Source organism: Streptomyces sp. NPDC107550 (assembly GCF_055639095.1).
Map to the genome: position 1 here is coordinate 147,977 of NZ_JBVKBC010000010.1, position 24,954 is coordinate 172,930.

17 protein-coding genes are annotated in these 24,954 nt (G+C 67.4%); 10 read left to right on the forward strand and 7 right to left on the reverse strand.

Annotated features, from left to right (window positions below):
- Positions 1–157: 157 nt before the first annotated feature.
- Positions 158–643 carry a hypothetical protein gene (locus ACZ7LY_RS16555; protein ID WP_471625290.1) on the reverse strand — a complete coding sequence of 162 codons (486 nt, stop codon included), beginning with the start codon at positions 641–643 and terminating at the stop codon, positions 158–160.
- Positions 644–1,317: 674 nt separating this feature from the next.
- Here ACZ7LY_RS16555 and proP point away from each other — a divergent pair.
- The 7 genes from proP to ACZ7LY_RS16590 all read left to right on the forward strand — a co-directional run bounded on the left by proP (position 1,318) and on the right by ACZ7LY_RS16590 (position 9,219).
- Complete coding sequence (gene proP / locus ACZ7LY_RS16560) at positions 1,318–2,805, forward strand: glycine betaine/L-proline transporter ProP (protein WP_471625291.1); 1,488 nt, start codon at positions 1,318–1,320, stop codon at positions 2,803–2,805.
- 69 nt (positions 2,806–2,874) lie between these two features.
- Positions 2,875–3,414, forward strand: a complete 540-nt coding sequence (locus ACZ7LY_RS16565; RefSeq protein WP_471625292.1) for a GNAT family N-acetyltransferase — start codon at positions 2,875–2,877, stop codon at positions 3,412–3,414.
- A 104-nt stretch (positions 3,415–3,518) separates the two neighbouring features.
- On the forward strand, positions 3,519–4,526 hold the full coding sequence (locus ACZ7LY_RS16570; RefSeq protein WP_471625293.1) for a YdcF family protein: 1,008 nt from the start codon (positions 3,519–3,521) through the stop codon (positions 4,524–4,526).
- Between the two features lie 61 nt (positions 4,527–4,587).
- Complete coding sequence (locus ACZ7LY_RS16575; protein ID WP_471625294.1) at positions 4,588–5,265, forward strand: 4'-phosphopantetheinyl transferase family protein; 678 nt, start codon at positions 4,588–4,590, stop codon at positions 5,263–5,265.
- Positions 5,266–5,415: 150 nt separating this feature from the next.
- Positions 5,416–5,826 carry an STAS domain-containing protein gene (locus ACZ7LY_RS16580; protein ID WP_471625295.1) on the forward strand — a complete coding sequence of 137 codons (411 nt, stop codon included), beginning with the start codon at positions 5,416–5,418 and terminating at the stop codon, positions 5,824–5,826.
- Positions 5,827–5,882: 56 nt separating this feature from the next.
- Positions 5,883–8,066, forward strand: coding sequence for a SpoIIE family protein phosphatase (locus ACZ7LY_RS16585; RefSeq protein ID WP_471625296.1), 2,184 nt, complete (start codon positions 5,883–5,885; stop codon positions 8,064–8,066).
- Between the two features lie 742 nt (positions 8,067–8,808).
- Entirely contained in the window at positions 8,809–9,219 is a 411-nt protein-coding gene (locus ACZ7LY_RS16590) for a hypothetical protein (protein WP_471625297.1), read from the forward strand.
- A 31-nt stretch (positions 9,220–9,250) separates the two neighbouring features.
- On the opposite strand, the gene ACZ7LY_RS16595 is transcribed toward ACZ7LY_RS16590, so the two are convergent.
- A complete protein-coding gene (locus tag ACZ7LY_RS16595; protein WP_471625298.1) occupies positions 9,251–9,481 on the reverse strand; it encodes a hypothetical protein in 231 nt (76 codons plus the stop codon).
- 122 nt (positions 9,482–9,603) lie between these two features.
- Entirely contained in the window at positions 9,604–10,320 is a 717-nt protein-coding gene (locus ACZ7LY_RS16600) for a nitroreductase family protein (RefSeq protein ID WP_471625299.1), read from the reverse strand.
- A 144-nt stretch (positions 10,321–10,464) separates the two neighbouring features.
- On the opposite strand from ACZ7LY_RS16600, the gene ACZ7LY_RS16605 reads away from it, so the two are divergent.
- Positions 10,465–10,662 carry a hypothetical protein gene (locus tag ACZ7LY_RS16605; RefSeq protein WP_471625300.1) on the forward strand — a complete coding sequence of 66 codons (198 nt, stop codon included), beginning with the start codon at positions 10,465–10,467 and terminating at the stop codon, positions 10,660–10,662.
- 133 nt (positions 10,663–10,795) lie between these two features.
- On the opposite strand, the gene ACZ7LY_RS16610 is transcribed toward ACZ7LY_RS16605, so the two are convergent.
- Positions 10,796–11,218 carry an ATP-binding protein gene (locus tag ACZ7LY_RS16610; RefSeq protein WP_471625301.1) on the reverse strand — a complete coding sequence of 141 codons (423 nt, stop codon included), beginning with the start codon at positions 11,216–11,218 and terminating at the stop codon, positions 10,796–10,798.
- Positions 11,219–11,450: 232 nt separating this feature from the next.
- On the opposite strand from ACZ7LY_RS16610, the gene ACZ7LY_RS16615 reads away from it, so the two are divergent.
- Positions 11,451–11,816, forward strand: a complete 366-nt coding sequence (locus tag ACZ7LY_RS16615) for an STAS domain-containing protein (protein ID WP_471625302.1) — start codon at positions 11,451–11,453, stop codon at positions 11,814–11,816.
- 176 nt (positions 11,817–11,992) lie between these two features.
- On the opposite strand, the gene ACZ7LY_RS16620 is transcribed toward ACZ7LY_RS16615, so the two are convergent.
- From ACZ7LY_RS16620 to ACZ7LY_RS16630, 3 genes are all read right to left on the reverse strand, one after another.
- Positions 11,993–12,871 (reverse strand): endo-beta-N-acetylglucosaminidase H, encoded by an 879-nt coding sequence (locus ACZ7LY_RS16620; RefSeq protein ID WP_471625366.1) that lies wholly within the window; start codon positions 12,869–12,871, stop codon positions 11,993–11,995.
- A gap of 377 nt (positions 12,872–13,248) precedes the next feature.
- A complete protein-coding gene (locus ACZ7LY_RS16625; RefSeq protein ID WP_471625303.1) occupies positions 13,249–16,302 on the reverse strand; it encodes an FG-GAP-like repeat-containing protein in 3,054 nt (1,017 codons plus the stop codon).
- A 359-nt stretch (positions 16,303–16,661) separates the two neighbouring features.
- Positions 16,662–17,051: a transposase gene (locus ACZ7LY_RS16630; protein WP_471625304.1), complete on the reverse strand. Its 390-nt coding sequence runs from the start codon at positions 17,049–17,051 to the stop codon at positions 16,662–16,664.
- 186 nt (positions 17,052–17,237) lie between these two features.
- Here ACZ7LY_RS16630 and ACZ7LY_RS16635 point away from each other — a divergent pair, with 186 nt between their 5' ends.
- A complete protein-coding gene (locus ACZ7LY_RS16635; protein ID WP_471625305.1) occupies positions 17,238–23,609 on the forward strand; it encodes an RHS repeat-associated core domain-containing protein in 6,372 nt (2,123 codons plus the stop codon).
- The last annotated feature ends 1,345 nt before the right edge of the window (positions 23,610–24,954 follow it).

Sequence of the window (24,954 nt, forward strand, 5' to 3'; positions counted from 1 at the left end):
CGGCGGTCCCGGGCCTGACCAATGAGCGCCGCCACCTGATGGCGTGGGGGCGCAGGGGTCCGGCCGCAGGGCCTGTCACAGGCGGCCCGGCGGCCGGTGTGCGCTGCCTGACCAGGGGTCAGCAGCGCGGCGTGTCCTCGCGGGCCACGCGGGGCGGTCAGCCCTGGTGGAAGACCCGGACGCTCCAGTCGGCCTTCCAGTTGCCGTCACCGAAGCGGAGATCCGCGGTGCACTTGTACGTGTCGCCGTCACACACGAGGTTGGTCACGGGGACCGGCGCGGCGGCCCTGCGGTCGGCCGACCGGTTCTGGTGGAAGACGCGGGCGGACCACTCCGCCTTCCACTTACCGTCGCCGAAGTTCAGCGAGGCCAGACACTTCCCCGTATCCCCGTCGCAGGTGGCGCTGGTGACCGGGACCGGCGCGGCGGCTCGGCGGTCGGCCGACCTGTTCTGGTGGAAGACGCGGGCGTCCCAGTCGGCCTTCCAGTTGCCGTCACCGAAGCGAAGGTCCGCGGTGCACTTGTAGGTGTCCCCGTCGCAGTTGAGGGCGGTCACGGGGACGGGGGCGGCCATGGCGGAGGCGGGGACGCCGAGCGCGAGCGCGCAGGCGGCAGTCGCGGCGCCCAGGGCGATACGCAGCATGAGGGGGGTTCCTTTCACGAGGGGCCGACCGGACGTCGGCGGTTCATAGGAAGAGATGGGCCTCGGGCGAGCCCGGCATGTCAGGACCTTTCGATGTTCACCGCCATGAGTGAAGGAAATGTGAAGGCGTGAATGGTGGTGCGCGACAGGCCCGGAAGCACCCGCCCGACTCGCCCGCGCCCATACCCTTGAGGCACCCCTGAAGCCCAGGTCAGCGCGGTGAGAAGGACCCCAGCAGCGGACGAGGCGAGATCACCGATGACGGCTCGCTCACCGTCGCCGACGCCCTCGCGGACGAAGACGCCCCGTCGTGGAGGCGGGTGCAGGACGCGCACCTCAGGACGCGCCTGGGGACTGGTCAAGCGGCCCTCCGGGACAGCTCGTCAGGCAGCCGCGCGGCACCTTGAGCCGGTTGGCCCGTGGGCAGGCCGCCCTCATCGCGGCGGCCCCGACCGGTCCCGCCACGGCCCTCGGCGCCGCCTTCCGCCGTATGCGCGACGAGTCCACCCGTGTGCGGCCGCGTGAGCCGGGCAGGCGTCCCGAGGTGCGCCGAGTGATCATTGTGAGCAGACTCGGCCCAGACGCGCGTAGACGAGGACGACGACACGGAGAGGCGGCATCGGCACGTGGCCCACACTCCTTCTGACGGCCCGCCCACCAGGGGGCGCAAGCGCATGCCGGCGACGGTCGCGGAGCTACCGGGACACGTCCGCGAGGAACTCGTCCGCCGGCTGCGTCGTACAAAGAGGGCCTACGGCAAACAGGACGTACAGGTCGTCGAGAAACCCCTGCTGGAGCGGGCCGTGGGCGCCTCGGCGCTCGGGAACTGCATGGAGTGGTTCGACTTCGGCGTCTACAGCTATCTCGCCGCCACCATCGGCAAGGTCTTCTTCCCCGGAGCCTCGCCGGGCGCCCAGTTGATCTCGTCCTTCGCCACGTTCGCCGCCGCGTTCGTCGTGCGACCGCTCGGCGGCCTGGTGTTCGGGCCGCTGGGGGACCGGATCGGGCGGCAGAAGGTGCTGGCCACCACCATGATCATGATGGCGGCCGGTACGTTCTCGATCGGCCTGATCCCCAGTTACGCGACCATCGGCATGGCGGCGCCCGTACTCCTGCTGCTCGCCCGAATGGTGCAGGGCTTCTCGACCGGCGGTGAGTACGGCGGAGCCACGACGTTCGTCGCCGAGTACTCGCCCGACCGGCGGCGCGGATTCCTGTCGAGCTGGCTCGACTTCGGCACCTTCGTCGGTTACGCCCTGGGCTCCGCGCTCGTCACCGTGCTGAACATGGCGCTGACGGACGACCAGATGCTGTCCTGGGGCTGGCGCCTGCCGTTCCTGATCGCGGGACCGCTCGGCGTCATCGGCCTCTACATGCGGCTGAAGCTGGAGGAGTCCCCGGCGTTCCAGCAGCAGCTCGACGAGCACGAGAAGAACCTCGCCCAGGACTCCGTCGGCAGCGAGTTCAAGACCATCGTGCGCGAACACTGGCGGCCGCTTCTGATCTGCATGGGCCTGGTCCTGCTCTACAACGTCACGAACTACATGGTCACCGGCTACCTGCCCAGCTACCAGACGGAGGCCCTCGGCCGCTCCAGCGGCTCGGCGGACATCCTGGTGCTCATCGGCATGGTGTGGATCGTCGTCCTCATCACGTTCCTCGGACGCCTCAGCGACCACATCGGCAGGCGGCCCCTGTACGCGGGCGGCGCCATCGCCATGATCGTCCTGGCGATCCCCGCCTTCCTGCTCATCAGGGCGGACGGCACCTGGCCGCCCATCTTCGGTGTCCTGCTCCTGGCCACGTTCCTGGCCTGCTTCGCCGCCCCGAGCGCCGCCACGCTCCCCGCCCTCTTCCCTACGGCCGTGCGCTACGCGGCGATGGGCATCGGCTTCAACTTCGCCGTGGCCGCGTTCGGCGGTACGACGCCGCTGGTCACGGAGGCCCTGGTCAACGCCACGGGCGACAAGCTGATCCCCGCGTACTACCTGATGGTCGCCGGTGTCATCGGCCTCGTGACGGTCAAGTTCCTCCCCGAGAGCGCCCAGCTCCCGCTCAACGGCTCCCAGCCGATGGTCGGCTCGAAGGAGGAGCAGAAGGAACTCATCGACACGTCCCAGGACCTGTACCAGTACGAACAAGAGCAAACCGCAACCCGCTGACACCCCCGACTCACACCGCCGCCCGGCAATCGCTGGATCGAACGTCTGCCGTCCTTGTACGTTCCTGACATGCGTGAGGACGGCAGGACTCGGATCCGTTTCGCGGAAGAGGCGGACGCGGCTGTGATCGCACGCATCCACATGACCTCCCGTTCGGAGACGATGCCCTATCTGCTCCGGCAGAAGCGCAGCCACGAGCAGGTGACCCGATGGGTCGAGGAGGTCCTGCTGAAGCAATGCCGCATCTGGGTAGCCGTGCGGGAGGCGGAGGTCGTCGGCTACGCGGCCCTTGCCGACGCCATGCTCGAACACCTCTATCTGCGCCCGGACACCCGTCGCCAGGGAATCGGCACGCTCCTGCTCGACGAGGTGAAGCGGCACAGCCCTGACGGGGTGTCCTTGCACGTCTTCCAGCAGAACACCGGGGCCCGCGCCTTCTACGAACACCACGGCTTCACGCTCCTCGACACCAGCGACGGTGCCCGCAACATGGAGAACCTGCCCGACATGACGCTCCGCTGGACACCGGGGCGGCCTCACTCGCCGGACCTCATGGAGGTGGGAAGCAGCACGATCGGACTGACCGAGCCGGCCCCGGCGGGGGAGTGAAGAGACAGGGCAGGTCCCCGGCAGGCCGCCCGCACCGCCCACGAAGGGCGCCACACAGCGATGCAGCACCACCGGACACCGCACAAGGAACTTAGGATGCCCTGGTGATCGCATTCGGCTTCGCCGCCTTCTTCTTCGTGCTGTTCAGCCTCGGAATCCAGGAGGACCCGCGACGTTTCCGGAATGCGGTGCTGCTGGGCCTGAGCGTGGTGTGCGCTCTGCCTCCGCTGCTGTCGACGCTCACCCTGAACTCCTCGCCGTCCGGCGAGGTCGCGATGGTGCTCGTCCTCCTCCTTGTCGGCCTGGGTGTCCTCGTTCTGCCCGTGCTGCTGGTGGCCAACGGCATCACCATGGTCCGCAAAGAGGGGCGCAGCCTGGGCAACCTGCTCTCGCTCCTCACCGGACTCGCCATGTTCGCGCTGATCGGGATCACCGTCGTGGCGGTGCGCACCCAGTCCATGCACGTGGTGGCCTTCGCCGTCGTGGCCTTGTCGGTGAGCGCGTACGTGTCCTTCCTCTTCCTCTGCTTCGTCGGCTACGGGTTCGTGTACGGCCGGCAGAAGGTGCGAGGTGACCTCGACTACGTGGTCGTGCTCGGGAGCGGACTGCTCGGCGGCAGCCGGGTGTCGCGCCTGCTGGCCAGCCGCCTGAACCGGGGTCGCGCGGAGTACGACACACAGGCCGCGCGCGGCACCGCCCCCAAACTGCTCCTCTCCGGAGGCCAGGGCCCCGACGAAGAACTCCCGGAGGCCGAGGCCATGGCGGGCTACCTCGTAGGGCGCGGCGTGCCCGAGGGCGACTTGCTGCGTGAGGAGAAGTCCCGTACCACCGAGGAGAACCTGCGCTTCAGCAAAACGATGATGGAAACAGAGAAGCCCGACTACCGCTGCGTGATCGTGACCAATGACTACCATGCCTTCCGCGCGGCGATGTTCGCGCGCCGCCTGGGAGTGCGTGGCCAGGTGGTCGGCTCGCCGACAGCGCGCTATTTCTGGCCGAGCGCCACGCTGCGGGAGTTCGTCGCGGTATTCCTGCACTACAAGAAAGTCAACTTCTCGGTATGCGGCGCTTTGATCGTGCTCGGCGCTCTCTTCGTCTTGATCGGCCGCTGAAGCGCTCCCCCCGGGGGGCCCGGAGCGGGCAGTCCGCTGAGAGCTGTGGAGACTCGACCGCATGGACCACATGGACCACATAAAGGAGTTGGAGTCAGCCGAGGATGTGCGCGTATGGCTGATCCGCGCGGAGCCCGAGTTCGAGAACGTAGTCCCGGCCACGCTCCTGGACGAGACCGAGCAGGCGCGCGCGGCGGCCTTCCGGTTCGAGGCGGACCGCGTGCGTTACGTGGTCGCGCATCTTGGCCTGCGCGTGATCCTGTCTGACGTACTCGAACGCGACCCGGCCTCCCTGCGATTCACGCGCCTGCCCTGCCCGAACTGCGGCCAACCGCACGGACGCCCGGCCGTCGTGAACGCCCCGAACGCTCACTTCTCCCTCTCCCACAGCGGCCAACTCGCTCTGGTTGCCGTAGCGCCCGCTCCGATCGGCGCAGACGTCGAGGAACTACCGCCCCCCGAAGCCGTGTCGGACGTTGCGGCCCTGCTGCATCCCCAGGAGCGCGCCGAACTCGCCGCTCTGTCCGACCCGCTGACACACCGCCAAGGTGTGGCACGGGCCTGGGCCCGCAAGGAGGCCTTCTTGAAGGGCCTCGGAACCGGCCTGTCCCGCGACCTGGACATCGACTACGTAGGCACCCAAGCGACCGCACCCGGGTCACCCGAAGGCTGGACGCTGACAGACGTGCCGGTACCGGACGGCTACGCGGCGGCCGTCGCCGTGGCTCCACGCGTGTAAGAGGCGCCACGGGGCCCCCGGGTGAAGACCCCCGCCCCCCGGCACGTCACCCCACGCAAAGGACAGACCTCGCCCCGGCCGAGGAGGAACACGCGGTCCCTACGATGGAGGTGATCGTCGACAGATGCCGGGTAGGAGAGGAGACCGCGGGTGTTCTCGGTGCAGGTCACGCAGGAGGAGCAGGGTGTGGTGTTCGTGCTGCGGGGCGCGCTCGACTTCGACAGCGTGGTGCAGTTGGAGGAGGCCGGGGAGGGTGCGCTGGCCCGGGGCCGGGGCGCGGACCCGGTGGTGGTCGACTGTGCCGGGCTGGCGTTCTGCGACTCCTCCGGGGTAGGTGCCCTGCTCCGGTTGACGCAACAGCTCGCGGCCCAGGACCGCGCGCTCCGCCTGGCGGGCGTACCCGCGCAGATGACCCGCCTGTTCGCGGTGACCGGCCTCGACCAGTTCTTCGAGGTCTACCCCGACATGGATCAGGCCCATGCGGCAGCCGCGGCCCGGCGTGACACGGCGGCCGGCGGCACGGACGACCCGGCGCGGTCGGGGAAGAGGCAGATCTCATGACGCGCGTACCGGAGCAGCAGGTGCGACGGCCTGCCGCGGCGCCTGGGGCGCGGAGCGTGGCCCACGAGGAGAGAGCGGATCACGACCTGCGGGCCCTGTTCGGTGAGTCGGCGGCCATCTTCGCCTACCTCGCGGGACCCGCCCACATGCTGGAGTCGGCGAACGCGGCGTTCTTCGAGACGATCGGCAGCGAGCGCACCTGTACGGGCCTGCCTCTGGCCCAGATGATGCCGGAGCTGGCCGGCCAGGGCTTCATCGCCGTCCTCGACCGCGTCTACCGGACCGGGAAGGCCCACACGGCACGCGACGCCCGCGTCCTGCTCGGCGAGGGAGCGAACGCCCGCGAGGGCTTCTTCAGTTTCACCTACGAGCCGCGCCTCGACGCCGGTGGCAACGTGACCGGCGTGCGCGTCGTCGGCGTGGAGACCACCCAGGTCAAGCACGCCCAGCGGCTGACGGCCGAACACCGCGTGCTGCTGGAGCAGATCGCCCGCCAGGCACCTCTGCCAGAAGTACTGGAAGGCATGGCCCGCGCCATCGAGACGGTGGCCCCCGAAGAAGTCCTCGTGTCGGTGCTCCTCGCCGACCGCGACGGCCGGCACCTGCGGCACGGGGCCGCCCCGAGCCTGCCCGACTTCTACAACAAGGCCATCGACGGCATCGCCACCGGAGAGGGCGTCGGCTCCTGCGGCACCGCCGCCCACCGACGCCGACCAGTGATCGTCACCGACATCGCCACCGACCCGTTCTGGGACGAGTTCCGCTCGCTCGCCGAGCAGGCGGGGCTCGCCGCGTGCTGGTCCACCCCCATCCTGGCCCGCGACGGCGCTCTGCTGGGCACCTTCGCCATGTACCACCGCACACCGCGCAGCCCCCACGCGGCCGACCTCGCCCTGGCCCGGGTCTTCGCCGACACCGCCGCCCTCGCCATCGAACGCCACCACGCCGAAGAGGCCCGTACCACCGCCGAGGCGCGGGAAGAGTCCGTACGTGACGATCTGACCTTCCTGTTGGAGGCGAGCAGCGCGCTCACCTCCGATCTGGACGCCACCCAGGTGCTGACCAGGCTGGCCGCCTCCTGCGTCCCCAAGCTGGCCCCGCTGTGCACGGTCGACCTCATCGAACACGGCCGGGTGCGCCGGGTCGCCGTCACCGCACCGACCCAGGTACAGCGGGACCTGCTGACGTCCCACATCCCTGTCTACGACGCCACCGACGACGCCGTGGCCCGCGTCCTCGCCTCGGGGACCAGCGAGGTGGCCCGCCGCACGCCCACCGGGCCCGGCCCCTGGGACGATCTGCACGTCACCGGATACCTGTGCATCCCGCTCATGGACCGCGACCAGGCCTTCGGCGCGGTGACCCTGCTGTCCAGCGGCGACCATGTCTTCGACGGCCACACCGTCGCCCTCGCGGAGGAACTCGCACGGCGCGCCGCCTCAGCCGCCCGCAACGCTCTCCAGTACACCCACCGGGCCACCCTCGCCCGAGACCTCCAGGCGGGGCTCCTGCTGCCGGACCTGCCCGACGTGCCAGGCGCGGAGGTGGCGACCTACTACCACCCGGCCGGCGAAGGGCTCGACATCGGCGGGGACTTCTACGACGTCTTCCCTCTCAAGGACGGCCGCTGGGCGTTCCTCCTGGGCGACGTGTGCGGGCGCGGCGCCATCGCCGCGACCACCACCGCACTCGTCCGCCACACCGCGCGCGCCGTCGCCTCCCGACTCCCGGGCCCCGCCGATGTCGTCCAGGCCGTCAACGAAGCCCTCACCGACCGGCCCCAAAGCCACGGCACCGGCTTCGTCACCCTCGTCTACGGGCAACTCACGCCCACCCGCACCGGCCTCGACATCGAACTCGTACGCGCCGGACACAACGCCCCCTTACACCGAAAAGCGCAGCACACCGTGGACGTCCTCGACGCGACGGGCCTCCTGCTCGGCATCTCCCCGACCGCGCACGTCACCCCGCATCGCCTGCACCTGCGGCCCCACGAAAGCCTGATCCTCTACACCGACGGCATCACCGAAGCCCGCCGCGCGGACGGCACGATGCTCGGAGACCAGCGCCTCGCCGAGGCCGTGGCCCACCTCCCCGACCTGCCCGGCCCCCAGCAGATCATCGACGGCATGATCACGGCCCTGCACACCTTCACCGGCGACGGAGCGGGCGACAGGGACGACGACCAAGCCATCCTCGTCCTGACAGCCACCCCGCCCCAGGAGACGGCCGCTCCATAGCCGAATGCTCCATAACCGCAGTCGATCCCTCAACCGGTTACCCACCGGGGGAAAACTGCTGATCGTGGCTCCGGGTGCTTATCTGGCAGGGCCGGCGGGCGCGGGCAGGAGCGCGGGACACGTACGACTGTCGACCACGGGAGCCGCCCGCTACTCCCGGAGCGACCCCTGCGCCCGCCTCCCGTCCAGCCGGCGATCAAGTTCCCGGCGGATCGCAGGGGGAAGGTCGCCCGTCGCAGCCCAGGCCACCACCAGTTCCGCCACGTCAGCGACGCCGTACCCGGTGGCCGCCGCTACCTCGCAGAGGATGTCCCATGCCCGGGAGGGGGCCACCGCTCCGACGGCGCAGATGACTCCACGGGCCTGATTGAGTGGGGCGCCCGCGTGGATCAGTGCTTCCAACTCGGCGATCTGAGCTTCCAGTTCCGATATGCGCGCGCGAGCCGCTGCGTCCTCGTTCGCACCGCAAGAAGTTGTCACGACACCGATCCTTCACAACGAACACGTTCCTCTTACGTTCAGCGCGTGCCCGGTCATGCACCGGCTATACGCGGCGGTAACCGGCCGCCTGCCGAGAGATCTCCCAGGCCGGTGGGTCGGCGGGCCTCGTCGGAACCGCTGGGCGCGCCGCAGCGGGCGGGACTGTTCGAGTGACGACGCGGCGAACGCCGATATCGCCACCCGCACAGGCGGTAGTCGTGCCCTGGACGCACACAGGCGTGCTGAAGAGAAGGGCGTGATCATGCCGAGCACGAAGCACCTGGTCCGTGGTGCGGCGATGGCGGTGGCCTGCGTCTTCGCTGCGCCGGGCGCCGCCGCGGCGGACGATCCCGCCGCCGAGGCGCCCGCCGCGGTTTCCTGCCAGGCGGTGGCCAAGTCGGACATCCAGGCATGGACGCACACCCGAGGAATGGCCGACCTCAGCAAGTCGTACGTGCCGAGGAACATCTTCGTGCACGACGGCGACCGCTTCCGTGGCGGCAGTTGCCTCGACGGTCTCTGGACGGACAACGTCTTGGAGGGCCGATTCGACTGCGACGACGCGGACACGAGATGCGACGAGCGCAAGGCGCCTGGGGACGGGGACTACCGCCACTTCAGGCAGTTGACGAACGGCCAGTACGTCGACGAGGACGCCATCGACTGGCAGTAGCCGCGGCACCGGCCTGCGCAGTTCTGTGAGTTCAGGAGCGCGGGGGTACGGCTTCCGCGCACACCGGGCAGCGGCGCCCGCGTTGCAGCGGCATCTCCCACGGCTCGTCGGTTTCAGTGATGTAGGCGGAGCGGATCTCATGCGGCGCCGACTCGGCTGCCGCATCGTAGGCGTGCACGACGGCGTCGGCGCGTATCGCATCGATCTCGTTGACCAGGCCGTCGGAGTCGGTGGTTTCTATGGCTGCGATCCAGTGGGTCATGACGCTCAAGTGCTCCGGATGATCGGGGCTGACACCTCCCATGCGAAGAAAGGAGCCGAGAACGACGGGGCGTGTCCGCGAGGACGGTGGTGAAGATCGGCGTTCAAGGACGGAGAAATCGTCTACCAATGGTTCCGATGCATGACTTCGGCTACCGGGCGGCGGCGAACCGGCCCGAAGTTGCCCATCGGCCAGCCGACAGGAATCGCGGCGAACGTGCGCATGCCGTCCGGAATCCCGAGAGCATCCTTCCATTCCGCCTCCAGCATCAGATGCCAGATGGTGATGTTCGCCGCGAGTCCAAGCGCTCGGGCGGCGAGCAGAAGGTTCTGCACACCGGGGTAGACGCAGGACGCCTCGGCGAGTGCGGTGAAGCGCTCTTGCGTATCCAGCATGTGCTGGGTCGCGGCCGGCCCGAGAGCGCGGCCGTAAGCCGCGTACCCCTCCTCGGTCACCCGCTGCGGAGGGAATTCATAGCAAGGGATGATGAGGACAGGCGTATCAGCGAAATGATCTCGCTGGTACTCGATCGCGCCGACCATACGGCCGTAGGCGGCTTCATCCATTCCCTCGGGCGCCGACGCACCTGTCGTGGCGAGGTAGGCGTCCACGCAACGCTTCCATAAGGGCGCGAGACGCGACATGACGGCCCGGTCGGTGACGACCACGTACTCGAATCGCTGCATGTTGCCACCGCTGGGCCCCCAGACCGCGGCCTGGACAAGCTGTTCTACGAGGCCGTCGGGCACCGGGTCGGGCTTGAGGCGCCGCATGGCCCGCATCGTCGACATGACCTCGAACAGGGGCACGGCGGTTTCCTCACCGAAAGAGTTGACCATGATCACGCAGTGTAGCGCTCGCCGCTATGCCTGCGTAGGCCGTACGGGTCGGTCGCTCGGCCCGCTTGCCTCCAGTGGGGTGAAGATCAAGGAGGCCCTCGGCCGTACACGTGTCCCCGGTCGGAGCCCGTCGTTGGCTGGATCATGAAGAAGATCGCAATCGCCGCACTGTCCGCCATCGCCTTCGGCTTCGTCGCCCCCGCGGCGGCTCACGCTGACGACAACAACTGGGCTGCCATCGGTGGCTCGGGTGCCACCGCCGCGTCGGTCACGTTCCCGGACGGGTTCCAGGTCTCGAGTTCTGACGACTGGTTCTACTTCGAGGACGCGACGTCTGCCTGACGCTTCGACGTCAGCCGGGAGGGCCCCTGTCGCACACTGCGGCGGGGGCCTTCTCGTTGGATGCGTGACCTTGACGCCTACCGGACATCAGCGCGCCCCTTGGTGCCGCGCGGCGGAGGCGGGCGAGAGGGCGTCAGGCAGGTTGGGGGCCGGCCGGGGCGCCCTCGGGGTCGTTGTGGAGCGGGAGGCGGGCGGTGATGCGTTTGCCGGCTGGATCGCTGCGCGTCTCGAAGCTCTCGGCGACGGCCTTCACTATCTCCAGCCCGTGCTGCCCGACCCGGCGGGCGTCGGCAGAGCCGGATACGGGCAGTTCGGGGTTGCTGTCCCACACCGCCACCTCCACCACCGTGCCGGTGATGCGCAGATGGAGCAGCGCCGGGCCGGGGGCGTACTTGCGCGCGTTGGTGACCAGTTCGCTGACGACCAGCTGCGTGAGATCCAGGGCACGCGGTGTGACGGGTATCGCGTACTCGCTCTGGAGGCGGGTGAGGAAGTCGGCGGTGAGGTGGCGGGCCTGTGCGATGCATGTGCTGTCGCCCGTCAGCGTGGCTGACACCTCCCAGGACTCGGGATGCCGGGCCCGGGCGTCTTCCTCACTGAAGGGGACCGATCCCACTCCGCCACCCCCGCACCCGTCGTTCATATGTCTGCGCCTGCCCGTGACCGCCTCGCGCACACCCCAGATGCCAGGCGGCCCCACCTTGTCGAGGACGCCCCCGTAGTATCCGGGCAGAGTCCGGCGGACGACCGCCGTACGGAGTGGTCACCGAGTCTTTGTCGAGGGAAGTGTGACAGACACGAGCGAGGCAGTAGGACCAGAGGGCCTGGCAATAACCTCTGCCCTCATCGACGGCATCAACGTCGTCACCGTGCGTGGAGAGATCGACCACGACACCGGTGACGCTCTCCGCGACGCTCTCGCCTTCGGGCAGGGCGGGACCGCTACGCGGGTGGTGGTGGACCTCAGCGGGGTGACGTTCATGGACTCCAGCGGCATCAACATTCTCATCGCCGCGCGTAACGCCGCCGCCGAAGCCGGCGGCTGGCTGCGCCTGGCCGGGCCGACCGACGCCGTGCTGCGCCTTCTGCAGCTCGTGGGCCTGGACAGGGTCATCGACTGCTACCCCACTCTGGAGGACGCCCTGGACGCCTGACGTGCCGGGCAGGAGCACCGCCTTGACGGCGTCAGGCGTCAGGCGTCAGGCGGTTACGGCTCTCGGTCGCGCCGCCTGCTCGAACTGGCGGGCGAAGCCGCGGTGTCAGCGCGTGCGCGCCCCCGCCCTGTCTCCGCAGAGGGCGAGAGGAGGAGGCGAGGGCGCGCGTCGCGGTTTCAGGGAGTGCGGATGGCGTCGCTGTCGTACAGCTCACGGGTGAAGGACGAGATGTACTCGCTGCGGTCCGAACCGTCCAGGTTGTACGTCAGATAGGCGCCGTACCCCTCGTCGACGGTCCGCCGTGCGAAGTCGGCGGCGGTGTCCGCGGGCGTGCCGCCGATCTCCACGGCGGCGGGGGAGAGCTTCGACTTCGGCAGGTCGAGCTGCGGGGGGCTCCACTGGCCGTACCAGGGGTTCCAGGCGTAGTCGAACATCGAGGTGACGTCCACGCCGTCGTGGGAGAGGCGCGAGGGGGCCTCACCGATGTTGTAGAGGGTGATGAGTTTGTCGGGCATGTCGGCCCGCAGGCTGCTCACCAGATGGACGAAGGAGCTGTCGTTGGGCGCGCCGGTTCCGTTCTTCCCGTACTCCGCGTATTCGTCGTCGAAGTCGACCCCGTCCAGCCCGTACTGCTCTACGGTGTCGGAGAGTTCGCCGGCGAATTTCGAAGCGGAGGCCTTGTCGGGGAAGTTGGCGAAGCCGGCTCCCTGATGGTTGCCGAGGACGGACAGGACGACTTTGATCCCCTTCTCCTGGAGCGGGCGGATCTCGGTGTCGGCGTTGTCGAGGACACGTTGGACGTTCTCGTTGAAGTGCAGATAGGCCGACTTGGTCGTCGTGTCGTAGTTGATGTTGGCGGCGAAGATGACGGCGATGTCGAAGACGTTGCTTCCGTCGTTGAGGGAGTACTTGCCGACGTTGGTCATGCTGTTGTCGTTGACCTCGACGTAGGCCACCGAAACCGGCCCGGATTTCCGGTCCGTGGGGTTCTCTGCTGCTGCTGCCGCGGGGGAGGGGATCAAGGGGCCCAGGGTTGCCGCTGCGGCGGTCACCATCGCCGCCAGCGTCCTGCGCGTGGAAGCACGAGCTAAAGCGAACGTCATCTGCCTGACTCCTTTGTGAGGCGGAGGATTGCTGTGGCCTCAGCCTCGCACCGGATTCGTGGACGGCCCATTGCCGAAAGTCACGCGGGTGCAAGGGATTTGGTCCATATCGGGGGGCGCTCTGTCAGCGGGTCCCTCGGCTACCACAGCGCGGAGGTCGTGAGATTCAGCGGGCGAGTCCCGAAAGGGTGATCGGTAGTCTGCAGTCACGGCCCCGGGAACCCGAGGTGAGTCCGGTTCCCAGCCCCGCCGATTCCAGCTGAGGAGTCGGCGGGGCTCGGTGCTTGCCGGCTATCGGCTGTCTTGCGGTTCGCGCATCGTGCGGGGTGTCAGCCGAGGGCGACCATGCGGTTCCAGCCGCGGGTGCCGACGGCGATCGGGGCGCCGAGGCCGTTCGGTGTCAGCCGCGGATAGAAGTGAATTCCCTCCCTGGCGTTGCTCGAAGTGGCCCACAGGTCGGGGATGCCATCGTGGTCGGCGTCGGTGGGCGAGGTGAGCAAAGGCCGGGCGGCGGGGGTGAATCCGGTGGCGACCCGCTTTCGGTCCGCCGTGGAACCCAGCCCCTCGCCATGGGGGCCGGTGCCTTCGTAGAGGAACAGTTCGCCGGTGCTGCGCTTGCGGGCCAGCAGATCGACATGGTTGTTCCCGGTGGCGTCGCCGGGGGCGGCGAGATCGTAATCGGACCAGTCGCCGTTGCCGAGGAGTACGGGATCGGAGTACTCGTCGAGGTAGTCCATGGGGTGCCCGAAGTAGAGCCACAGGTGATCACCTTCCTTGACCAGCAGGTCGGGGAAGGAGGGGAGGTCCCAGGTGTCGTCGATGCGACCGTTGCCGTCCAGGTCCGTGGGGCCGTCGACGTCACCGATGGCCAGGATCTGGTCGGCGTTCTTGAAGTGGTCGTTGGCGGGGTCGTACACCTTCAGTTCCCGACGTCCGTCTCCGCAGGCGGAGCTGCCAGTTTCTTCGCCGTATGCGGAACAGGCGTAGCCGAAGCCGTTGTTGGGGTGGACGTACAATCGACGCTGACCCTTGGGCCCGGTGGTGGCGATCAGGTCCTCGTAGCCGTCCCCGGTCCAGTCGCCGCGGCGGGTGATCAGGGAACCGGTGAAGTCCATGGTGCTCGCCTTGCCGGCGGTCCCGATGCGTCCGTTCCCCTGCCCTGTGTACAGGCGCAGCTCTCCGTTGTCGCGCAGGGCGATCATGTCGGGGTTGCCATCGCCGTTGAAGTCCCCGGGTTTGTCGGTCTTGCCGGTGGGGTTGGCGTAGAAGAGGTAGGTGCGGGTGTCGGACTTGTTGTTCGCCTTGTCCAGGGAGCGGGCGAACAGCCGCTGCGGGCCGGCTGCGGGCGGGGTGAGCTTCACGGTGGCGCTGCCGCCCGCGGAGGGAGCGCCGACCGTGCGGACCTTGGGGTCCCAGTCAGCCCAGTACTCGTACGTCACGACGTCCTTGATGCCGGATGCGGACAGGGTGAAGATGCCCTCGGTTCGGGCGGGGGACGTGTTCTCGGGCCAGCCGTCATCGCCGTTGGGGAACTGGGCGGAGGTGATGCCGGGCGGGGTACTGGGCCGGACCGGGTCGAAGACGAAGCGGCAGCCGGGGGCGCCGGCGGTAGGAGTCCAGTCAGAATTGGCTTTGCCGTCGCGGGCCTGGACTTTCCACGAGTAGTTGCCGGCGGCGGCACCGAGGTGCTTGGTCAGGAGCCCCTTGGACACAGTGGTGCGGGCGACGCCGCCTGAGGTGACCTTCACATCACGGTTGACGACGATCCCCGGGGCGACGTCGTGTTTGCCGGTGGGCCAGAGGTGGAAGCGGGCGGTGACGGTACCGCCGTCGGCGTCGGAGACCTTCGCGGTCAGCTGCACATCGGTGTTGCCGACCGTGACATGCGTGCCCTTGTCGCCGCAGGTGTTGTTGATGCGGGTACTGGGCACGGTGTCCAGGCTGGACGGTCTGTTCGGTACTGAGTTGTACTCGGTGGAGAGTACTGCGGTGGACGCGTCGAACTTCTTCCAGGCGTACACGTCGCTTTCGCTGGCGCGCAGCCCAAAAGTGATCTTGTTCCATTTCTTGGCCGAGGCGTCCTTGGTTGCGCTCTTGACGTTGAACGCCAGGTTCCCGGCCGGGCACGAGGACGACCAGCCCTTGGAGTCGGTGACAGTGGCCAGCTTCTTTCCCCAGGTCGGTTGCTTGTTCCAGGTGGTCGCCGAAGAGATCGCCGTGGTGAGCCGCACCTCGACGGGCTTCTTGGTGCAGGACCAGGAGTGGGTGTTCTTGACCCTGAGAGTGGACTTGATGATCTGCTTGCCGTGCAACTTGCGCGGGTCGAACTGGACGAAGGAGCGCCAGGTACCGCCGGTCTCCGACTCGTGGCCGACCCGGGCCACCTTGGACGAGTGGTTCCAGTAGGAGTTGTTCGGGTGCTTCTTCGACACCGCCGTCCAGCCCAGACGCGGGCTGGAGATCGTCGGGTCGATGTAGACGGGGAAGACGGTGTCCGGGGCGGACAGCAGCTTCTGGTCCGGTGTCACGAGCAGTTCATCGCCAGAGACTTCCAGTGGCATGCGCGTCGCGGCGGAGCCGTGGCGGGGCTCGAACACGTCCTCGTCGCGCTTGGCGGGTCTGCCGCCCTGCCCGTCCAGCAGTGCGCCGAGGCTCTTGGCCCTGGCAGCGGCGGGCCGGTGGTCGGGGACGCCCGCCGAGTCCCACATCTCGGGCGGCGGAGCGGTGAACACCTCCTGCCCGGCCGGGTTGACGGCCTTCAGGTTGCCGAACTCGTCGGCGTTCACCACCACGCCGTCGGCCCCGAGTGGGTAACGGATCTTCTTGAGCAGGGGATTGCCGGCGGCCTCGCGGGTCTTGACCACGAGCAGTTGCTGGTAGCCGTCCACGCCCGCGCGCATCCGCAGGTCGATGCCCGGCGCCACTTCCGGGTAGACAGCGGTGTCACTCGCCAGACGCGGTGTGGGCAAGGGGGCCGGCCACCCCACCGTAAGAGAGCGGCCGTTGCGCGTGATCCTCACCAGCGGAGTGTCGCCGCCGGATGAGAACTCCAGGCCGACATCGACAGCGTTGGGCCGGACGACACCATCGTCGAGGCGCAGGGTCGTGTCGACATCGACCAGGGAGTTCTTCTGCTTCACCCGGACAGGCACCGCAGCCGACTCTTGGGTGAAGGTGCCGTCCGGGTTGGCATAGACGGTGTTGAACGGGGAGCGGTGCGAGACCACCTCGACCCGCTCCCCGGTCTGTGCGGCTTCGCGTGACGCGGTCGCTTCCGGTGGCGCGCCGACCGCCTGCTTATGCCCGGTCGGCCCGGGTGCGGCGGCGGCCTGCGACACGGTCAGTACGGGGATGGCGAGGGCCGCGGCCAGCCCACAGGACAACGAAACGCGGGGCAACGCACGCCAGGACATTCGGTGGTGACGGCCCGTTTTCAACAGGGGCTTCCTTTCGGAGGAGTTCGAGTGCCGAGATCGACACAGCGGAACGTATCCGACGCCTCGCCACCAGGCGGCCCCCGCAGGGCAGTTGATATATATCAAGGTGGCTTAGGCTTCTGGCCTCCGTGGCTTTCGTCGCCTCCTAAAAGCCATTAGTCCTCACGTGAGAAGTACTTGATACCTAATCGGGACCCAAAGTGTGTCTCACGTGGTGAATGGTGTGAGGCTCCATCTGGTCGGGAGATCGCCGGGAGTTCGAGACAGACCGAGGGCTGTTGCTGCGGGCAAGCAGGTCGCGCCGTTCAGGCCCTCTTCGCGCGGATGCAGGCCGCCTGTACGACGGCCAAGGCCCAGACTCCCTCGGCGTCGGCGTCGGCGTCGGCGTCGGAGTCGAGGTCGGCCAGAACCGCCTGCTGCAGCCGCGGCCACAGCCCGTCCTTGGTCCATGCACGGAATCGGCGGTGGGCGGTGGCTGGCGAGATGTCGAAAGCCTCCGGCATGTGCCGCCAGGCGCACCCGCAGGTCAGCACGTACACGACGGCCGTGAAGACCGATCGTTCATCCACCGGGGCCGTTCCGCCTCCCTGCGGACGGGAAGCGAACGGAGGTAGCAACGGCAAGACGAGCGACCACAGTTCGTCAGGAACCAGCCGTCGCGACAAGTCCATTCCCATACCCATGGAGATCATCATGCCTCACGAACCAGGCGCCACATGAGACGCAATGCGCGAGTAAAGGCTATGTAATGTCAGCGTGGTTCGTTCGCTTCCGAATGGGGAGGAGACCGCGTCGTGCCATTCGCCGCTTTCTGTGATGAAGGTGACCAGCCATCAGGGAAGCCCCCTGGTCGACCACGGTTGCGGCGAGGCGTGACTCGGGTGGTCACGTCGCTGGCAGCGGCTTCACTGCTGGTCGGGCTGGTTTCAGTCGAGGCGCTCGCCCTCTCGCCCTTGGCGCTGCCAGAACTGCAGAAGACTCCTCCGGTCCCCGTTTCGAAGGTGGGCGGCGCTTCCACTGCTGCGGCCAAGGACGACACAATGGGCAGGGAATGGAAGAGCATCCCTGATGCCTCATGGCCCAAGCTCGGTACAGTCACGGCGACATGGGTCGCGGGAAACGCGGTCAGTCTGAACGCCGGTGGCCTTCCGGTTCGCATATCGTCGGCTCCCTCGCAGCGCGGTAACCACAACGGGAAGGCGGCGGGCGAGATCGGCGTGGAAGTCCTCGACCGGAAAACCGCCGAGCGGGCTGGAATCTCCGGTCTGGTCATCGCTGTCGATTCCAGTACCAGCACGGTCGACGCTCAATTATCCGTGGACTACGGTGCGTTCCGCAACGCTGTCGGTGGTGACTGGGCCTCGCGGCTGACCCTCGTCCGACTGCCCCCATGTTCCCTTTCCGTGGCGGACAAGGGCGACTGCAGACCGGCCCCGCTGAAGGGAGTCGACAACGACCACGCCAAGTCCCGCCTCACGGCACTGGTGTCGTTGGGCACAGCTCCGGCCTCCCGGGCGAGCAGGGAGACCGAATCGACTCCGGACGCTCCTGAATCCAGTCTTTCCAGCCCCGAGGCCACGCGGTCCGGCACCGCGGAATCGGCCACCGCCACCGAACGCCGTGCAGGCGCGCCGTCGATGGCCCGGACATTGTTCGCCGTGACGGCGAAGCCGGCCGGACCGAGCGGCGATTTCAAGGCGACATCGTTGTCCCCGTCGGGCCAGTGGGAGGCCGGAAGTTCGTCGGGCGCCTTCACCTGGTCCTACGACCTGCAAACCCCCGATGTGGCCGGTGGCCTGGGGCCCGAGCTGTCACTGGAGTACTCCTCGACCGCGCTCGACGGGCGCACCGGCGCCACCAACAACCAGGCCAACAACGTCGGTGACGGCTACACCCTGGAGCCCGGGTTCATCGAGCGCCGCTACAAGGCATGCAATGCCGACATGATCGGCGGTACCAACAAGGCCAAGAACGGCGATTTGTGTTGGGGCGGTGACAACGCTGTCCTCTCGCTCGGCGGTGCCACCAACGAGCTTGTCAAGGACGACGCATCCGGGGCGTGGAAGCTCAAGCAGGATGACGGCTCGAAGGTCGAACTGCTCAAAGACATGTCGCTGTCCAACGGGGACAATGACGGCGAGTACTGGAAGGTCACCGACACCGCCGGAGTGCAGTACTTCTTCGGCCGCCACAAGCTGCCTGGTTGGGCGAATGGCAAGGAGACAACCAACTCGACCTGGACGGTGCCGGTCTTTGGCAACCACACGGGTGAGCCGTGTTACAAGGCCGACTTCGCCTCCGCCTGGTGCCAGCAGGCATGGCGCTGGAACCTCGACTACGTCGTCGACCCGCACGGCGACGCGATGGCCTACTACTGGGCCAAGGAGGCCAACTATTATGGCCGAAACGTCGAGTTGAGCACGGGGAAGTCGAAGTCGACGACGTACACGCGCGGCGGCTATCTCAAGCGCATCGAGTACGGGCTTCGCTCCAACAACCTCTACACCGGAACTCCTGCCGCCAAGGTGACCTTCAGCACGGCGGAGCGGTGCGTGAAGTCTGGCGCGTTCAACTGCGCGGAGAACAAATTCACCGCGGCCAATGCCAAGCACTGGCCGGACGTGCCGTTCGACCAGTACTGCGCCTCCGCCACCGAGTGCAAGAACCGCTACAGTCCCTCGTTCTGGTCGCGCAAGCGCCTCACCTCGGTCACCAGCGAGGTCCGCGTGGGCAACGTCTACCAGAAGGTCGATGTCTGGGCTTTCGACCAGAACTTCCCCTCCAGCGGGGACGGCTCCAGCCCTGCTTTGTGGCTCAAATCGGTCAAGCGGACCGGGTACAGCAGCGGCACCGCCACGAGCCTGCCGGCGATCACTTTCATGGGAAAGCAGCTTGCCAACCGGGTGGAAGCGACCGGGGACGAGATTCCGCCGCTGATTCGCTACCGCGTCCAGACCGTCAACAACGAGACCGGCGGCACCGTCGCCGCCACCTACAGCGCCCCGGAATGCAAGGCGGGCAGCCTGCCGCCGGAGCCGGGCAACACCAAGCGCTGCTACCCCGTCTACTGGTCCTCCCCGGATTCGCCAGGAGAGGAGTACAAGCCGGTAAAGGACTGGTTCCACACCTATGCGGTCACCCAGGTCCGTGAGGAGGACAAGGTCGGTGGTGCCGTCGCCAAGGTCACCGATTACACCTACACCGGCGGCGTCGCCTGGGCGAAGAGCCAGGACGCCTTCACCGAGGCCAAGTACCGCACCAACTCTGAATTCCGCGGATACGCACAGGTGAAGACCTCGGTCGGTACCGGCACGGACGGCGCCAAGCAGGTCAGCGAGGCCCGCTACTTCCGCGGCATCCCCGGCGCCAAGGTCGCGGACAGCGAGGGCAACAAGGTGGACGACCACCCCGCCTTCGCCGGCATGACCCGCGACGAGGCCACCTACAACAGCGGCAAGATCATCGAGGCGTCGGCTTTCACTCCGTGGAAGTCGGCGGTCACCGCCACTCACAAGCGCGGCGACTCCCTGCCCGACCTAAAGGCGTTTTACGCCCAACAGGCCCGCATCGAGACCAGCCGCACCCAGGTCGGCGGCAACTGGCGGCGCACCAAACTGGAGCGGACCTTCGACACCTACGGGATGCTGTCCACCGAGTCCGACCTTGGCGACATGGCCACGTCCGGTGACGAGACGTGCACGAGCACTACGTATGCGCGCAACACCGAGAAACATCTGCTGGAGTTCGCCTCGAAGGTGAAGAGGGTCGCCAAAGCCTGTGGCACGGCGCCGAGCTTGCCCGCTGACCTGATCTCAGAGGACCGCACCTACTTCGACGGCTCCACCACCCTCACCAAGCCGCCCGTCAAGGGGGACGTGACGATCGTGCACGCGCAGGACGCCGAGGGCACCGGCTTTGTGCGCACCGAGACGAACAAGGTCGACCAGCACGGCCGCGTCACGGAAACCCTCGACGCCGCCGGCAGCAAGACCACCACCGCCTACACCCCTGCCACGTTGTATGCGGCGACGAAGCAGGTCACCACCAATGCGCTCGGCCACACCGAGACGGTGGAGACGGATCCCGGCCGCGGCGAGCCCATCGCCACGATCGACGCGAACGGCAAGCGCACCGATGCGGTCATGGACGGGCTCGGGCGCACCGTGAAGGTGTGGGAGGCGGCCTGGCCCAAGAAGGATCATGCGGATACCCCGAGCAAGCAGTTCGCCTACACGATCACCAAGATCCGCCCGAACGTGATCGAGTCCAAGACGCTCCAGCACGACGGCAGCTACCGCTCCGAGTACACGTTCGTGGACGGGCTGGGTCGTGAACGCGAAACGCAGGCGCCCGCGGCCAGTGGACTGGGCCGGCTGATCACCGAGAAGCTGTACGACTCCCGGGGATCGAAGTGGAAGTCGTTTGACGGCTACTTCGCGAACGGTGATCCGTCCGGTGAGTTGGTGACCGGGGACGACACCAAGACCTCGCGCACCACTCGGACCACGTTCGACGGGGCCGGCCGCCCCCTGGTGGAGATCAGCGAGAAGTATGGCGAGGAGGTCTCGCGCACCACCAGCCAGTACGACGGTGACCGGGTCACGGTGGTCCCCCCGAAGGGCGATACCGCCAGCACCACCATCACCGACGTCCACGACCGGACGACCGAGCTGATCCAGTACACCAACGCCGAGCGCACCACGTCGCAGTCGACCAAGTACACGTACACGCCCTCGGGGCAGCAGAAGACGGTCACCGACCCGACCGGCGCGAAGTGGACCTACCACTACGACCACCGTGACCGCGCCGTCAAGGTCGAGGACCCCGACAAGGGCACCTACACCACCGCCTACGACATTCTCGACCGGCCCGAGACCGACACCGACGCATCCGGCAAGACCCTGACCACCCGCTACGACAAGCTGGGCCGCAAGACCGAACTCAAGGAAGGCGACACGGTCCGGGCGAGCTGGACCTACGACACCCTCGCCAAGGGGCAGCTGACGAAGACGGTGCGCCGCGAGGGCGGCCAGGAGTACGTCAACGAGACCACCGCGCTCAACGACCGCTACCAGGCCACCGGCGTCAAGGTCACCATCCCCGCGCGCGAGGGCGCCCTGGCCGGCAGCTACACCTTCGCCGCGGGATTCAACGCGCAGACCGGACTGCAGGACTGGGCCCGCCAGCCCGCGCTGCCCGGCCAGATCGCCGAGAACCTCACCTACCGCTACAACCCTCAAGGTCAGCTCATCGGCGCCGGCACCACCGCCGCCGTCCTGATCAACAACCGTACTTACAACCCGTATGGGCAGCCGCTGCGCACTGAGTACGGGCGGCTGGGGCAGAAGGTATGGCAGACCCAGGAATACGACGAGCACACCGGCAACCTGAGGCGCACCACCACCGACCGTGAAACCGGCCCCGCCCGCATCGACGACGTCCACTACAGCTTCGACCTCGTCGGGAACATCACTCAACTTGACACGACCTCAGGCCAGGACGCCGAACGCACCGCCGACACCCAGTGCTTCACCACCGATGCCCTGCGCCGCATCACTAACGCCTGGAGTGCGACCGACAGCTGCAAAGCTCGGCCGGATGGGAACGGCGGGGAAGGCGGCGAGACACCGAAGGTGGGCGGCCCAGACGCCTACTGGCACTCCTACACCTATGACCCGGTCGGTAACCGGAAGACCACAACCCAGCACAAGATCGACGGCAGCGTCCTGGCGGACAAGGACACCACCCGCACCTACCGCTACGGGCAAAACGGCGCCAGCAAGCGGCAGCTGACCGGCATCGACACCGAACAGGACAACAAGAAGACCGCCACCGACTCCTACACCTACGACAAAAACGGCAACACCACCCAGCGCACCCTGGCCGGCACGGCCCAGGACCTCACCTGGGACGCGGAAGGCCGCCTGGCGACCGTCACCCAGTCCGGGCAGAAGACCGCATACGTCTACGACGCCGACGGCAACCGCCTCATCGCCAAAACCGACGCCCGCAACATCCTCTACCTGCCGGGAGGCAACGAACTCGTCGCCGACAAGGTCGGCACCAAGTCCTCGACGCGCTACTACGCGGCCGGAGACGAGACCATCGCGGTCAAGGCCAGCAACCAGACCAGCATCCTCCTCAACGACCACACCGGCACCGCCACCGCCGCCGTCCTCCTCGCCGCCGGACAGACCGTCACACGGCGCAAGATGAACATCTTCGGCACCCCACGCAGCGAACAGAACGTCAACTTCCCCGGCAACCGGGGATTCGTCGGCGGCACGATCGACAACACCGGCCTCACCCATCTCGGAGCCCGCGAATACGACCCCGCCCTGGGCCGTTTCGTCTCCGTTGACCCCATCATCGACACGGCCGACCCGGACCAGATGCACGGCTACACCTACGGCAACAACAATCCCCTCATCAATTCCGACCCGACGGGCTTGATGTGGTGGCCGACCAATAAGCCGCCGTGGTCCGGCAGCGGCTTCACCACGCCGCCGGGCGGCTGGAACTCGACCATCCGCAAGAACACCCGCAAGACTTCGGCAAGTAGCCGGGCGCCCTTCAACCGCCGCATGGGAGTCAATTCCACGGCGCGAACGGGACCCTGGAAGGGTGGTCTGTACGCCGACCCCTACGCCACCCGAAACGCGCAGAAGCGAGCCCAGGCCGACGCCGCCGCAAGAGCCGCGCAAAGGCGCGCGGACGAACAGCGCCGCAAGCAGGACCAGATCAAGAAGAACACCCAGCAGCAGGCCAAACCCAAGAAAAGGAGCGGAATCGGAGGATGGCTCAGGGATGCCTGGGACGAGACTGGCGGAAAAGTCGTGAGTCACATTAAGGATCACTGGCGTGGATACGCCCAAGTAGCAGCCTTCGGAGTTTGCGTCGCAGCGAGCGCTGGGTGGTGCGCAGCTGCCGGCGCCGCCGTATTGATTGCCGAAAACGGGGCTGATGCAGCGAACGGGAACTTCAGCGGGCAGAAGGTTGTTACCCAGGGGCTTTGGCTCGCTGCGGGAGCTGGTGCCGGTAGGTACCTCGCGGGCAGCTGGCGAGGCAGCGCGTTCACCCGCGGCCCTTCCGGTCCACGCCCCCCTCTATGGCGGGGAACTGCAAGGCCAGCTGCCCCTAAGGGCGCCTTGGACTGGGGACAGACAGGTCGCAACATGGGCCTTAATGCCGGAACGAGTTGGGCAGGCTGCGGCGCAGGCGGATTCAGCGGTGGACAAGGAGCCTGTGGATGAAACGCGTCCTGAATCCGGTGCCCCGCCCGGGGGGTGCGCCTCTGGCTACCCTGCGCCGAAAGAGCGGGCCCATCGGCGGACTGGTAATGATCGCCGCAATATTGATCGGTGGATGCTGGGCGACCATTGCGGGTTGGAATAAGAACGACCCAGGAGAAATGCCCATGTTCGGTGCGGGCGTAGCTGCAGCTGCTAGATTCATGTGGCGAGCTGTCGTACGGCCTCGCGTCGAGGTGTATTCGGACTCTCTCTTCGTCATCGGATTCTGGGATCGCTTCTGGATACCCGGCGTCGCAATCTGCAGAATCGATCCCGAGGACGGGATGTCGGTCGGAACGGTCCATGGTGAAGAATTTTCCGTATTTGCGTTTTCGCGGTCATTGCTCGACCGAGGCCAGGCAGATTCGGCTGCACGAGCGATGCGTAGGGCGAAACCAGCTCGACCCGGGACTCCGACGGAAACACCGCACGCGATCCACACAGCTGATTTCACCTGGGCAGACCTACTGCTGGTCCCGCTTCCCGTGCTGATGCTGCTGGCTGCAACCGGCATATACGGAACATGGACCTGACCATTAGATCGGAGTTCTCGTGGGCCCAGCCAACCTGGACTGGGCCCACGAGGGGGCTGATGTGGTGGCCGACCAATAACCCGCCGCGGTCCGGCAGCGGCTTCACCACGCCGCCGGGCGGCTGGAACGCGACCATCCGCAAGAACGCCCGCAAGAAGGCAGCGAGTAGCCGGACCCCCTTCAATCGCCGCAAGGGAGTCAATTCCACGGCACGAACGGGCCCCTGGAAGGGTGGTGTGTACGCCGCCCCTATGCCACCCGAAACGCGCAGAAGCGGGCCCAAGCCGACGCAGCTGCACGAGCCGCGCAAAAGCGCGCGGACGAACAGCGCCGCAAGTGGGATGCGGCCAAGCGTGCATCACAGCCGTTCTGGAAGCGCGCTGGCGGATGGTCGCCGAAAAGGGAAAGAAGATCGCCCAGAGCTTCAGTGGAGACACCAAAGGAATGTGTCTGAGCGGATCGGTAGGAATCGGGCTCGGTGGAACCGCCTCGCTCTGCTTCGTCACCACACGACGCCCGGACGGAAAGAGCGACTACGGGTTCAGTCTCAGCACGGGGACGGAAACTCCTTCTGTCGGATTCAATGGTGGCATTTCCTTCATGAGTGGCAACGCGACGGATCTCGAGCAGCTTCGCGGCGACGGCTGGGGAGGTACGCCGAGCGGATCCTACGGAGTCGGCGCCACGATCAGCCACGAACGTGGGATCGACGGAACGAACAGTCGGGGTGAGCCGGTGGGAACGACAAGCGTGGGTCTCATAGGAGGCGTGGG